The 13,905-nt window shown below is 38.6% G+C and carries 14 protein-coding genes and 1 tRNA gene; 1 reads left to right on the top strand and 14 read right to left on the bottom strand.

The features are described from left to right. Positions 1 to 21 precede the first annotated feature (21 nt). The 4 genes from BN1206_RS02765 to BN1206_RS02750 all read right to left on the bottom strand — a co-directional run bounded on the left by BN1206_RS02765 (position 22) and on the right by BN1206_RS02750 (position 3,425). Positions 22 to 94 (bottom strand) — tRNA-Arg (locus BN1206_RS02765). A 57-nt stretch (positions 95 to 151) separates the two neighbouring features. Next, positions 152 to 1,480, bottom strand: coding sequence for a PTS sugar transporter subunit IIC (locus BN1206_RS02760; protein ID WP_013641635.1), 1,329 nt, complete (start codon positions 1,478 to 1,480; stop codon positions 152 to 154). Beyond that, positions 1,477 to 2,718 carry a DEAD/DEAH box helicase gene (locus BN1206_RS02755; protein WP_013641634.1) on the bottom strand — a complete coding sequence of 414 codons (1,242 nt, stop codon included), beginning with the start codon at positions 2,716 to 2,718 and terminating at the stop codon, positions 1,477 to 1,479. The genes BN1206_RS02760 and BN1206_RS02755 overlap by 4 nt, the downstream gene beginning before the upstream one ends. After that, positions 2,718 to 3,425, bottom strand: coding sequence for a GH25 family lysozyme (locus tag BN1206_RS02750; protein WP_013437422.1), 708 nt, complete (start codon positions 3,423 to 3,425; stop codon positions 2,718 to 2,720). The genes BN1206_RS02755 and BN1206_RS02750 overlap by 1 nt, the downstream gene beginning before the upstream one ends. Positions 3,426 to 3,532: 107 nt before the next feature. Here BN1206_RS02750 and BN1206_RS02745 point away from each other — a divergent pair, with 107 nt between their 5' ends. Continuing rightward, the gene (locus BN1206_RS02745; protein WP_052542887.1) at positions 3,533 to 4,837 is read left to right on the top strand and encodes an APC family permease; all 1,305 of its coding nucleotides are present in this window, start codon (positions 3,533 to 3,535) and stop codon (positions 4,835 to 4,837) included. A 48-nt stretch (positions 4,838 to 4,885) separates the two neighbouring features. On the opposite strand, the gene hpt is transcribed toward BN1206_RS02745, so the two are convergent. From hpt to BN1206_RS02695, 10 genes are all read right to left on the bottom strand, one after another. Further along, positions 4,886 to 5,455 carry a hypoxanthine phosphoribosyltransferase gene (gene hpt / locus BN1206_RS02740; RefSeq protein WP_013437420.1) on the bottom strand — a complete coding sequence of 190 codons (570 nt, stop codon included), beginning with the start codon at positions 5,453 to 5,455 and terminating at the stop codon, positions 4,886 to 4,888. Positions 5,456 to 5,559: 104 nt separating this feature from the next. Next, the gene (locus BN1206_RS02735; protein ID WP_022087392.1) at positions 5,560 to 6,921 is read right to left on the bottom strand and encodes a hemolysin family protein; all 1,362 of its coding nucleotides are present in this window, start codon (positions 6,919 to 6,921) and stop codon (positions 5,560 to 5,562) included. Positions 6,922 to 7,026: 105 nt separating this feature from the next. Then, positions 7,027 to 7,683: a nitroreductase gene (locus BN1206_RS02730; RefSeq protein ID WP_013437418.1), complete on the bottom strand. Its 657-nt coding sequence runs from the start codon at positions 7,681 to 7,683 to the stop codon at positions 7,027 to 7,029. Positions 7,684 to 7,721: 38 nt separating this feature from the next. Further along, positions 7,722 to 7,982 (bottom strand): hypothetical protein, encoded by a 261-nt coding sequence (locus tag BN1206_RS02725; protein ID WP_013641631.1) that lies wholly within the window; start codon positions 7,980 to 7,982, stop codon positions 7,722 to 7,724. 146 nt (positions 7,983 to 8,128) lie between these two features. Next, the gene (locus tag BN1206_RS02720) at positions 8,129 to 8,614 is read right to left on the bottom strand and encodes a PTS sugar transporter subunit IIA (protein WP_013437416.1); all 486 of its coding nucleotides are present in this window, start codon (positions 8,612 to 8,614) and stop codon (positions 8,129 to 8,131) included. Between the two features lie 20 nt (positions 8,615 to 8,634). Then, positions 8,635 to 9,132, bottom strand: a complete 498-nt coding sequence (locus tag BN1206_RS02715) for a hypothetical protein (RefSeq protein ID WP_013641630.1) — start codon at positions 9,130 to 9,132, stop codon at positions 8,635 to 8,637. After that, a complete protein-coding gene (locus BN1206_RS02710) occupies positions 9,119 to 9,928 on the bottom strand; it encodes a MurR/RpiR family transcriptional regulator (protein ID WP_013437414.1) in 810 nt (269 codons plus the stop codon). The genes BN1206_RS02715 and BN1206_RS02710 overlap by 14 nt, the downstream gene beginning before the upstream one ends. A 60-nt stretch (positions 9,929 to 9,988) precedes the next feature. Next, positions 9,989 to 11,869, bottom strand: a complete 1,881-nt coding sequence (locus tag BN1206_RS02705) for a PTS sugar transporter subunit IIBC (protein ID WP_022087393.1) — start codon at positions 11,867 to 11,869, stop codon at positions 9,989 to 9,991. A 546-nt stretch (positions 11,870 to 12,415) separates the two neighbouring features. Next, positions 12,416 to 12,643, bottom strand: coding sequence for an immunity protein (locus BN1206_RS02700; RefSeq protein ID WP_231575953.1), 228 nt, complete (start codon positions 12,641 to 12,643; stop codon positions 12,416 to 12,418). A gap of 398 nt (positions 12,644 to 13,041) precedes the next feature. Then, positions 13,042 to 13,890, bottom strand: coding sequence for a patatin-like phospholipase family protein (locus tag BN1206_RS02695; protein ID WP_013437411.1), 849 nt, complete (start codon positions 13,888 to 13,890; stop codon positions 13,042 to 13,044). Positions 13,891 to 13,905: the final 15 nt, after the last annotated feature.

The raw sequence follows: 13,905 nt of genomic DNA, 5'->3' as shown, positions 1-13,905 counted from the left end.
AAATCAGATGGCTTTTTTCGATGACCCCGGTGAGATTCGAACTCACCTCTACGGTTTAGGAGACCATTGTTCTATCCAGATGAACTACGGGGCCAAAACACAAGATTAACTTTACCAGAAATTAGGTAAATAGTTAATCTTTTTTCTTAAATTAAAATTGTGTAGTAAAGAAAGTCTTAGGATTGTTGGTATCTGCGATCTTATCAGCCGCAATTACGAATGGACTCCAAATAGCAAACGCAATTAACATATCAATAATACTCAAAACGATTGCACGCCAGTCATAGTTACATGCCAAAAACGGTCCAATAATCGGCGGCATGATGCTTGGCACCGCCACTTGTACCGGATTGACCAAGCCCATGACACTAACCCAGTATGAAAAAGCAACGTTTACAACCGGCGTCAGCAAAAATGGAATTAAGTAAACCGGATTAAGCACTACGGGCAGTCCCAGCAAGATCGGCTCACCAATGTTAAAGATACCTGGTGCTAACGTAATTTTAGCAATCGTACGATAATCGCTTCGCTTTGAAAATACCAAAATGGCGACAATCAACATCAGGGTACCACCGGCACCACCAAACCAGGCAAATACGTCAAACGAGCCTCTTACCCAAACGTAAGGTGGCACTTTTCCACTAGTCGCAGCCGTGATGTTGCCGTTTTGAGCTGTCAGCCAAATAGAATCAAGAATTGGTGATAACACACCCAAGCCATTGATACCAAAGAACCAAAAGACTTGAACCATCAAGGTAACTAATAATACGGTACCGAAGCCTTGACCCCATTTTACTAATGGCATTTGGATGGTAGTTAATAGCCAATCGCCAAAATAGTTGCCCGTTGCCACTTGGAACAGATAATTAATTCCACCGATACTAAAAATAGACACCATCGCTGGAATCAACGAATCAAAGGCAGCCTGTTCCGCATGAGGCAAATTGGTGGACAAATGCAACATAAACCTTGCCTTGTAGCAGGCATAATAGATAGCAAACCCCAGTGAGCCAAACAAGATCGCCGTAAACAAACCTGTCGTTGAAAATTGACTGATATCAAAGGCGCTTTTAATTACGACGCTTTCACCATGAAATCTAACCTTGGCATAGTTGGCAATGCTCAATGAAAAAGATGACAGTGAAACAATTGCCGCAGCCAGCCGATTGCCTTCAAAGTTTTTAGCTAGTTGATAACCTAATGCGAGTGCAAAGAAGCAGGCATACAGTGAAAAGGTACCACGCCAAACTAAATCGCTAATTGAAACTAGTGGCTGCATCGCAAAGGCAAAAGTATTCCAGCCTAAATGAACCTTAGCTGCCGTGATTAAACTTTTGATTAAGACTGCCAGCGAGCCAGCAATTGTAATTGGCATCAGAGAAATAAAGGCATCCCTCAATGCCACTAACCATCTTACCTGGCCTAATCTGTTAGCTACCGGCAACACGTAATCTTCTAGCCACTTTACTAACCGACTCATTTATTCACCTTCAAATAATGTGGGTGATACCCCTTATTCTTATTACGCTTCTTTTTGCCCTTCTTTTTCTTATTCTTAACTACCTTGTTAGCATTAGCTGCTTTTTCTTTTTCTTCGTCTTTTTGCTTTTTATCCTTCGGCTTAGTAGTCGTCAAATGGTAGCCTGCAAAGTAGACTCTTTCCAATTTTATTTGATCTGCCAATAGCTTCTTTAAATCTCTGAAGTCGTGATCATCACCTAAAGTAACGACATAACCTTCCGCATTCATACGGCCAGTACGACCGGCACGGTGCAAATAAGTATTGGTTTCACTTGGAATTTCATAATTGATCACATACGTAAGATCAGGAATATCCAAACCACGTGCAGCCAAATCTGTTGCCAAAAGCAATTTAGTTTTACCTGTAGCTAAATCTTGCAAAGCTTGCTCACGCTTTTGCTTACCAAATTCGTTTGATAATAGTTCAAATCGAGTCTTAGTATGACCAAAGATTCCGGCAAAACGCATCATTGTCTTGTTTGAATCAAAGAACAAAATCCCCTTGAATTGATCAAGCTTGGTCATTCTTTGTAAAAATTCAATCTTGTGTTGGTTATCAACTTGCAAGAAATAATGCTTGGTTGTAGATTTTTGTTCATTTCTGACATCGACTAAAAGAAAATGACGGTTAAAGATTTCTTCTGCATCCCTAGTGATTTCAGAATCAGTAGCTCCAAACAATAATACTTGGCTGTCGGGACCCAAGTTTTGTCCTAATGAAGACAATAATTCTAGTTTGGTAAATTCCAAGATATCATCAGCTTCGTCAATAATTAAAGTCTTAATCTGACCAAGCTTAATTCGGCCACTAGAAAAGAAATCAAAAAATCTTCCTGGCGTCGCCACAATTACTTCTGGATGTTTTTTCTTCAAGTTGTCTTCTTGGCGCTTACGGTTGCCGGCACCAACTAGACTTGCACCCTTTAAGCCTAACGCGTGCACAAATGGATTGATGGCATGGCGAATCTGGACGGCCAGTTCAGTTGTTGGCGCGATAATGACTACACTGTTGGCGTTGCCTTTTTGCGCTCTTTCCAAACTAGGCAGTGCATAGGCCAAAGTCTTACCCGTTCCAGTTTTAGCTAAACCGACTAAAGAAGCACCATTTCTAATGGCATCATAAGTTTCTTTTTGAATCAAAGTCGGCTTTTCTTTATGTTGCTTAATTAATACTTGTTTTGTTTCTTCTTGATACATTATTGTGTTAATTGTCCATATTTCTGTCTATATTGACCAACGGTTCCGTTATACGCATACATTGTAACGCCTTTTTCTAGACCATTGACGTTCTTGACGCGTCCGTTAGTTGTATAACGCCAAAATGAATACTTCAATTTATCCGGCGTTTTTCCATCGACTGACATAAATTTTGTTTGTGGCGTGAAGTATTTATGATACTTATAGTCCACGTCAACAATTACCTCTTTTTTGCGCTGCTCAAGCATGCTGGCAAACTGGCTCATCGACTCTAAATAACGCTTGCTGCGGCTAGTTACGGCCGGCTCAAGCAGGATTGGCAGGCTGCCCGTGTTATCGCCCACTTTTTCAAAAAAGTAGCGGTAATGCTGCAAGGGCGTCGATTCATTACTATATAGAATCATACTGCCAAAAGCAAGCTTGGTTCCCAAAATCTGATCACGATAGGATAGATAATTTTCATCAAAGTATGATCTGCCTTGCGTTGATTTTAAATAAACGAAGGAAATACCGTTCGCCTGCAATTTATGCAAATCCACATAGTCAACATCTTGGTTAAGCTGAATCCCAATTGCACTCGAGTTAGAATTCGGCGGAAGAGTGGTTTGTCTTTTAAAATTAAAAAAGCCAATTAAAAGAAATGCAATCGCTAATAACAGTAAAGTTATAATTGCTGGCAAAGTATATTTATGATGATACCTTTTCATTTCTTTCCCCCCTGCTATTATTTTACCCGAACCTAATCGTCACACCAATACTTGTAACATGGATGTGCTAAAATAATTTAGATATTTATTTTACGAAGGTGAAGTATGTGAAAAGACAAATTTCTTTTGGTCAAGCATTGGCAACTGTAGTTGGATCCGTAATTGGAGCCGGTGTTTTCTTCAAGATCGGCGTAATTACGGCCCAAACTGGCAGCAGTTCCATGACGATTTTTGTTTGGGTGCTAGCCGGGATTATTTCAATTGCTTCTGGCTTAACCATTTCAGAAATTGCGGCGAGTTTAAAAATTAATGGTGCGATTAAGTATTTAGATTATACTTATGGCCGCGTCTGGGGCTTCTTATTTGGCTGGGCGCAAATGATCGTTTACTTTCCTGCACAAATCGGGGCGCTGAGTTCAATCTTTGGCGTACAGTTTGTCTCCTTATTTGGCATTGAGGCCAAGTATGCGAATCTAGTCGCAATTTTACTGGTATTATTTTTACTAGGCATCAACCTAATTGGAACTAAATTTTCAAGCAAAATGCAGTCGGTTATTACTGTTTTAAAGATCATCCCCATTGCTTTAATCATCATTTGGGGAATGTTTAATCAAAATAAGATTGCTGCTCCGCTCTTGCCATTAACAGTTGGCGCCGGCAAATCATTCTCAGGTGCAATCAGCCAAGGTTTGCTTTCTGCTTTATTTGCTTTTGAAGGCTGGATCGTCGTTACTAATTTAGCTAACGAAGTTAAAAATCCAGAACGTGACCTTTCAAAAGCGATTATCTTTGGCCTGTCTGCGATCACATTGATTTATATTTTAATCAACTATACTTTCTTGACGATCTTGCCAATCCACGAACTTGTTAACAACAATAATGCGGCCTTTGAGGCTTCGATGAAATTGTTTGGTCAGTTCGGCGGCAAATTGGTAACGGTAGGAATTCTGATCTCGGTTTACGGGGCTGTTAATGCCTTTATGCTCACGGGGATGCGGACACCTTACATTTTGGCTCAAGACAACTTATTGCCATTCTCTGAAAAAATCGGTAAGGCCAATATTCATACCGGTGTGCCAGTCTTTGGTGCTTTAATCGTCGATGCAATTGCCATCATCATGATTCTGCTAGGCAACTTCTCAGTCTTAACCGACATGTTGGTCTTCGTTATGTGGCTCTTCAACACCATGCTTTCAATTGCCGTGATCATTTTGCGCAAGCATGAACCAGAACTTACTCGTCCATTTAAAGTACCTTGGTATCCAATCATTCCACTTATTTCAATTATAGGTGGTATCTTCATCGTCGTTTCCACGATTATCAATCAGTTCATCCTATCGCTTATTGGTATTAGTTTGACTTTGCTAGGTTTGCCAATTTACTACTACAAACAAAAACAAAATCGCAATTAAAAAAATCTATCGCAAAATTTGCGATAGATATTTTTTTGCTCTTTAAAATTACTTGTTAACGTATTTTTGGATAACTTCAGGTTTCAATACACCAACGTAAGGAAGATTACGATACATATTCAAGAAGTCCAAGCCGTAACCAACTACGAATTCGTTACCAACCTTTGAGCCGTAGTAATCAACGTCTACGTCGACGTTTCTACGAGCTTCCTTATTAAGCATAGCACAGCACTTAACACTCTTAGCGCCACGGCCCTTAATCAGATCCTTCATGAACTTTAAAGTAAGACCAGTATCAACAATATCTTCAATAATTAATACATCACGATCTTTTACATCAGCTGCAAGGTCTGTAACAACCTTGATCTTACCAGTTGATTCAAAGCCATCACCATAACTAGATACATCTAAGAAATCTAATTGGTGAGCAACATCCATTTGTCTGGTTAAATCTGTTAAGAAATAAATTGCACCCTTAAGTGCACCGACAACTAATGGCTTCTTGCCAGCATAATCTTCAGTTAATTGCTTGCCAAGTCGCACGCACATTTCATGAATATCGTCTTCAGAAAATAACTTGTGATCAATAATATCGTTAATATTGTCGCCTTTAACCATTTAATCTACCCTTCAATCCTATATAATTAACTATTCTGATAATTGAAATTATAACATCTTTATACAAAAAAAGCGTCAAATTCGACGCTTTCACTGAATATTCATTATTTTTCCGTCTTGGATTGATCGGAATCGGCTTTCTTATTCTTCTTAATTGGTTCCACAATAAACCAACGCATGAATCCTTGCTCAATACTGTCAAGCACGAACTTGTAGCCTTCAAGCTCAACTGATTCGCCCTTCTTTAAGTTAGGATAATGTTCCATCATATAACCACCGATAGTAATGATGTCGCTATCTTGGAAGGCCTTCAAATCAGTGTGGAAGTAACGTTCAAAGTCATACAAGGTAGTTTTACCAGAAACGTGAACATTACCTTCCTTATCCTTGATGATGTAGTCATCAGAAACATCATCAATTTCATCTTTAACAGAACCAAAGAGTTCTTCATAAATATCCTTATCCGTCACGATACCACTGGTACCACCGTATTCATCAACAACCAAGACGACTGGCGTGTGCTTAGAAATCATTAAATGCAAGATATCTTGAATTGGCATTGATTCTGGCACAGTAATGATTGTTCTGATGATTCTTGTTACGGGAACCTTAGCATCAATTTGGCTTTGTTGGACGATATCGTAAGCGTAGACGTAACCTACAACATCATCCTTATCATTGTCGCGGACAACAGGAAAACGGCTGTAGCCTTCTTCTAGGTACTTCTTCAAAGCATAGGCAATCGTATCAGTGGAATCAAGAACAGACAATCTAGTTCTGTCTGTCATGATATCCTTGGCGATCTTATCATTTAACTCGAAGGCTCTTTCCATGTAGGTGAGGTCTTCTTTATCAAGAGAGCCGCCATGCACAGCGTTACGTGACAATTTGATGATTTCGGATTGAGAATATACTTCGTTTTCTTCATCGGCTGGGGCAAAACCCATCAACTTCAAAATACCGTTAGAACTAGTATTAAGCAGCCAAACAAATGGATAAACGATTGTGTGGAAGATATGTAGCGGCGTTACAATCATCATCATCATGCCCACAGGCTTATCAATCGCAATATTCTTAGGTACGACTTCTGTTAACACAACTTCCAAGTAAGTTAACAAGATCACACCCAAAATGGCACTTACTGACTTAATAAGTGACTCACTCATTGGAGTTAAATGGAATAAATCTTCCAAGATAACTGCAAACGTATCTGCAGAGAACCAACCCAATACTACACCAACAAGAGTAGTACCAACCTGAGTGGTCGACAAATATTCATTCAAGTTGTGCGTCATATGAAGTGCACGTTGCAGCTTTTTCTTATTGCCTTGACCCTTAGCCAACATATCTTCAAGCTGACTTGGTCTTGTTTGTACTAAAGCAAATTCTGCAGCAACAAAGAATGAAGCAACTATAAAAATTAATACAGTTGCAACTAAATTAGTTACTATTTGAGCTGTACTCAAAACATTCTCACCTTTTTTTACAAATTATTTACAAACATTAACTAATCTATATTTTACCATTTATGACCAAAAAAGTTCATTCTACAGAGCTTGCTTTTATACTTTCTAATTACTTACTTTATAAATTTTATTAAATGGTACACGCTTAGGAATAAAGACTGGATCATTGATTTCCGCGTTTTTATCGATGTAGCCTACGGCAATGGCCATTCCTACGTATTCATCTTCTGGAATACCAGCATATTTTCTTACCAAATCAGGATATGACACCATTGAGTGAGCTGGCATAATACCTAAACCGCGGTTAACAGCTAACAACATAATGCTTTGTGCAAAAATCCCTAAGTCAAAAACTGACCAAGCTGGTGATTTTCTTGGAATAGTTAAAAAGATAATTGCTGGTGCATTAAACATGTTCTTATTAGCTTCAGTAAACAAGTTCAACTTGTTTCTAAAGAAGAAACTTTGGGATGCACCCATAGTAGCCATATTGCTGCTTGGGAAAGTATCCCAATCAAGTGAAAGCATTGAAGCAAAATCTTCGTTTGGCTTAACCTTGTTATCAGAATTTTCGATTGCGGCCTTTTTAAACTCTGCTAAAGCATCCCCCATCAAGACATATGCACGCCAAGGCTGAGAGTTAAGCAATGATGGAGATTGTTGTGCTTGTTCAACAATTTCAGCAATAGCTTTCTCAGGCACTTTCCTGTTGGTAAATTTCCGTGTTACATGTTCATTTTGAAAAACTTCTTTAAAATTCATTTTTCACCAAATCTTTCTAAAAAATTACTCGACAATATTTACTTTTTTTCTGCTTCTTTTCGTTCTTGCTCTTGCTTCTTTAAAAAGGCACTCATTGCCCGATCATTTTTACGCATAGCAACAAAAGCAGTAATAGTCATCGTCAGTCCGCCAATACAAATTAATAGCAATCCTACTGGAAATAAAAATACGGCACCATTGGGTATAAATGAGGCCTTAATGACCCAGCAAGCAATCCCTGCCAGCATAAAGATTATTCCTACAATAATTGCCTTAGTATTTGGACGATATTTTTTCATCGGCTAAACCCTCGCTTCCTATATTACCTATATCTTAACAAAAATTGCCAAAAAAAAGCTTAACTTCCATTAAGAAGCTAAGCTTTTCAACTATCTTTTTTTAATTAGCACTATAAAAAGTTCTATATAAGAGAGGGGGAAAGCAACTAATTAAATTCAACAGTTTGTACTTTTTGGGAATGTTCAACTGTACCCTTTTCAACAGGAGTAACTGATTTAACCATATCCATGTTGGTGTAAACAACGATACAGCTATCATCATAGCCCTTATCTGTAATTTGCTTGAAATCCATGGTTGCTAAAGGTTGGCCTTGTTCCACCTTATCGCCTTGTTTAACATCTACTGTAAACGGAGCACCTTTTAATTCTACTGTATCAAGACCCAAGTGGATCAGAATTTCCAATCCCTCGTCAGTCTTAATGCCAATGGCGTGTTTGGTTGGGAAAAGCGTTGAAATAGTACCAGCAACTGGTGCATAAATTTGAGTATCATTAGGCTTAATTGCAAAACCGTCACCCAACATCTTTGTTGAAAAGACATCATCATTTACATCAGTAATTGGCATTACTGTACCATCAACTACTGCATCTACTTCTAAACCTTTATTCTTTTTCTTAAAGAAATTAAACATAATTCATAACCTCTGGATTTCTAAAATTCAAGTAACAATATCAACACAAGACATCCGGCAAGGATTACAGCTGATGCGATTGAAATAGCTATAATCACGGGATTTACATTATCTTGCGTCTTCTTCAAAGCAGTTGCCTTGTACATTCCCAAGACAGCTAAAATTGCACAAAGCAAGTTGCCGACAACAATCTGTCCAATTAACTGACTCACCATAAAGAAGCGATAAGTCTGGCGGTTAACCATGAACTTCTTTTTATTAAGCAGTAAGTAGTAACCTAACACAAAGTCTATAATCGCAATGATTGTCCCAATTGCGACGGCCGGCTGCTTCATAATAATCGACTGAATCGATTCTCTCGAAGCTCCACTGCGCATCGCGATCAATGCCCAGAATAATAATGGAGCAATGAAAAGTATGTAAGAATACCAATTAATAATTTTCTTGGCATCCAAATGCATGCTCTGTGTCATTCGGCCGAAAAAGTTTTCCACTTTTTGTTTGCTAATTGCCCACATTAATCTCAACATCCTCTCCTTGGTTTTGTTGCCAAGCTACATATTCACTAATAAGCAAGTCAATCAGATAGTAAGCAGGAGTAAAAGCAACCTTGCCACTCTTAAAATCAGCGTCGTCAGTAAAAGCGATTGTTGGAAAATAAATATTATGCTGAGCAAGCGAAGCTAATTTGTTTTGCATCATGTTAGTGAAGGAAACATATTTAAACTTATCGTTAATTAATTCCAACTTCGTAATCTCTTCATTGATGGTGTTGTTATCACCAGTGAAAGAGATGATGAATAAGACGTCGCCTTTTTTAGCAAAACGGGCTGCTGCTTTTAACTCATCAAGAGCTGATGGCAAAACTGTTGCATTCTTACCTACCACAAAGAGTTCGTGAGCTAGGTATTGTGCAATCAGTTCTTGCTGCCAACCAGTAGAATAAATGTAGATAGTACTTGCATTATCCAAATCACGATACAAACTATTGAAGTCTCGTTGTTTGAAATACTTTAAGACATCTATATTTACCTTGCTAAGCTCTTTTGCAAAATTATTTTCAATTTTGATTGGCTTTTGATTTGATTCAGCGAGTTCCACTAAATCAAATTTCAGTTCACTGTAACCACTCAAGCCAAGCTTTTTACATAAACGAAATATTGCTGATTCGGATACATATAGCTTTTTAGCTAACTTGGCTAGACTTAATTTGCTACAGTCATTTGGATTATTTAATACGTACTGAATGATCTGTTTTTCAGAGTCATTCAGTTTAGTATTACTGTTATAGACCATTGATCTTAAATTTGCCATAATTGCTGTGTCCTTATCAATATATAATTTATATATTAATAATACCACAAGCGCTTACAGTTATAGTAATTGTTTCATCTGATCAACAACTTGATCGGCATCCAATCCAACAACAATGTCAATTTCGTTGTCGTCTCTGCGTTGTACTTCGTATGAATCTGCGATCTTCTTGAATTCAGAATCTGGAGCCACTTTATTAGTGTCAAAGACGTGGGTTCTTACTCTAGTTGAGCAAGCGATAACGTCCTTAATGTTTTCATTACCACCAAGAAGGTCAACGATACCTGTAGCTCTCTCAATGTATGGATTATCTTGTTCAGTTGAAACCTTAGCGTCACCGCCGCTTTGTTGCATCAATTGAGTCATTTCGTCCAAAACTTGAGGAACGTCAAGACCCACAATAACTTGTAATGCTTTACCGTGGTGAACAACGTTAACGGCCTTGTTAGCCTTAAATTGTGAATCTGGAGCAACCTTGCTTGGATCAGCAACAGATACACGTAATCTAGTAGCACATGATGACAATTCAGTAATGTTTGAAGCACCACCTAATAAGTCAAGGTATGCAGTAGCTCTTGCGATGTAAGGGTCGTTTGCATCCTTACCTGCTGCCTTAGCAGCCATCTTTTGCTTGTATTCTTTCTTGTTGATAAGTTTAACGTCTTCGTCATCAGCTTCACGACCTGGAGTGATGTAGTTGAACTTTTCAATCATGATCTTGAATACGAAGTAAGTAATGATACCGAAGATAATACCAACGATAAATTGCATTACATATGTTTGCCAGTGGTGTTCCCAAAGTGGCAACCAGTTCATTGATGCGATACCAATGGCACCGTCTGACATGAAACCTCTTAAGCCGAATGCCCACATAACAGTGTTCATCGTAGCTGACAATACTGAGTAAACTACCCAAAGTACAGGTGCAGCGAACAAATAAGTAAAGTCAATAGGTTCAGTAATACCTGCTAAAACAGAAGTTAAAGCAGCTGGAATAAGCAAAGCTGAAGTTTGCTTCTTCTTGTTCTTCTTAGCAGTTGCGTAGAAGGCAAGACAGATAAATGGTACTAAGAATACCTTTTCGTTACCGTAAAGTTGGAATCCTTCAACTGAAGCGATTTGTGAAAGTGGTTTAGTACTTGCAGCGTATTCAGCAAGGTGTTTCAACCAGTATGGTTGCAAACCGCCGGCAACAACGGCTGGACCGAATTGGAATGGAATGTATACCAAGTGGTGAAGACCAGTAGGAATCAATACACGGTTCAAGAATTGGTAAATCCAAACACCGATAAATCCACTACCTACGATGAAGTGTTGCATGCTGGTGATACCCATTTGAACTTTTGGCCAGCCCCAGCAAGTAATGAGTGCTAAAGGAATCATTACAAAGAATGCTAAAGCGTAGACATAAGTTGAACCTTGGAAAGTACCAAGCCAGTCAGGCAACTTCTTGTCGAAGTACTTGTTGTGTAACCATACAACGATCAAAGCAACAACCAAGGCACCTAAAATACTAGTGTCAAGAGTCTTGATACCAGCAATGTTAGTTAAACCGTGGTTAGTAGCGTTAGCAACAATTTGAATCTTGTCAAAGTTAGGAATGCCAAATGCTGCACCCCAGTGGGTAAGCATTGCACCGATGAAGTAGTTGTAAGTCAAGTAAGCAATAACTGCTTCCATGGCTGCTCTACCTCTAGCCTTGTTGGCTAAACCGATTGGCAAACCTACAGTAAACAAAATACCTTCTTGGTTGAACACTGTCCAACCACCAGCTGAAATTGTGTCCCAAACTGAGTTCCATGTAGTTCCCGGGTTGGCAATTGAACCAAACAGAGTCGGGTTATTGAACAAACTACCTAAAGCTACGACAATACCCGCAAACGAGAACAGCATAACTGGGACGAACATAGCGGCCCCAAACCGCTGAATCTTTTGCATCATAATAATTTACCTCTCAAAGAAAGAAATTAAATAAATTAACTGATTATTGCTTACACCTATATCTTATTTCATTAAATCCAGTTAGTTGGAAGGTGCTCAAGAACAACTAACATCTACTTATGAAATAGCTCATAAGTATTACTCCTCGAATAAATCGATCGAGATAGAAACCTAAGTGATATCAAATTTAGATCTTGCTCTATCTCTCGTAGCTAGCTTACATTTTATTTATACCATAGCTTCCTCCTTATGTAAGCGTTTTTACAAATGCTGACTTGGTGTTTCATAGCATTGCGGGATTATTTCACTTGCCGAAATTTATTTCGACGCTTATGGCCCATCTAGACCAATTATTTCAAGGTCCTTCAGCCCTTTACTGGTCTATGTTTAACATTTTGCTTTACATACGCTTTTGGTCTGTCAAGAAATATGCTATTCATATAAGCTATCAATACACATAAAAATAAATGCAAAATATTTCGGTTTATCTGAAACAAAAGAAACGAGTGCAAAATTTCACACTCGTTTCTTTATTTATTCAATTAACTAATTTTCTAGCAAACGCATAATATTTTGTTCCATTACCAATCTTCTTTGCCCTGTTAGCATCCAAATAGTTATGGCAATAGGAACAACCACTTGAACTAATAAATTGAGCCAGTCGTTTGCATCCCCTCTCCAAGTTTGCGCCGTCATGCCGCCAACTTGAGCATAATTCAAGAAATCATTAGCAAAGTGGAACAACATTGGTACCCGGATTTTGACAGTATACAAATATAAGACAGCAAACAATAATCCTGCAGCTCAGCATAAGTTGCCTGAGATAAGGTTGCAGCGAATTTTTGCATCCCTAAGTTGGTAAAATGCATCAACCCCAAAATCACCGAACTAATAATAATTGTCCATTCCAGCCGATACTTATTTTTAGCTAAACCGGCAATCAATGCGATAATCATCAATAGCGGAAGGTTTCCTCAAAAATTCCTGCTTCAAGTGCCCTAAGCCAGATATTCCACTTTTTTATATCCATCAATCTACATTCTCCTTTTTCTTTGCTCAACATTATTATCTAATTATTGGCTCAGAATAAGACTAAGAATTCTAATTCGGTCATTTTTGACTCCTGTTCGGTAAAAAAATCGGTATCAATACTGATACCGATTTTTTATCTATTAATCTTTCAAATATTCCACCAATCCTGGCAAAATCTTTTTTCCTTCTTCACGCCCAACTTCATACACACGCTTGATCTCACTCTTATCTGACTCGACAGTACCGATATTAAGCGGATACGGCGGTCTAATTACAAAAGTCTGGCCATCATCCTCATCTCGCTGTATCTCGTCTAAAACAGCGTTATAGTCCTCCGCTCTAGTCGCCAATTTCTTCAAAACAGCAGGATATTCACGCAAAACTACCTTTTCAATCGGAAACAGCTTGCTCTGCTTCTTGCGATATTCCTTAGGCTGTGTCGTAATTACTACCTTTTTATCAAAATTATTTTTCATTAAAAAATCATACGGAACAGAATCCGAGACACCACCATCAAAATAGTAGTTGCCGCCTATTGCAACAGGATTAGCAAAAAATGGAATCGATGATGATGCTCTAATCCACTCTAGGTCAACATAGCCAGCATCTCTCAACTTATGGTAAACCGGCTCACCCGTTGCCGCATCCGTTGTCACGCACCAAAATTGCATTGGATTTTCAACAAAAGTTTTCTTATCAAACACATCCAACTTATCAGGAATAATATGGAAACAAAAATTTCCCGCATATAAATTGCCTGATCTGCGCCATGACTTCCAGCTAGCATAATAAGGCTTGCCAGCAAAACGCAGATTATAACGCAATACTCTTCCAATTTGCTTTGACTTCATATTCACGCCAAAAGCTGCACCAGCTGAAACACCAACCGCTGCGTCAAACGTAACGTTATTTTCCATTAACACGTCGAGCACACCTGCAGTAAAAAGTCCCCGCATTGCGCCACCTTCTAGAACCAATCCGCTTGCCATATTTTCCTTTCCAAA

It is taken from the genome of Lactobacillus sp. OTU4228, assembly GCF_001006945.1.
In the GTDB taxonomy this organism is placed as follows: Bacteria; Bacillota; Bacilli; order Lactobacillales; family Lactobacillaceae; genus Lactobacillus; species Lactobacillus amylovorus.
This window is presented reverse-complemented; position numbering and strand designations above follow the sequence as displayed.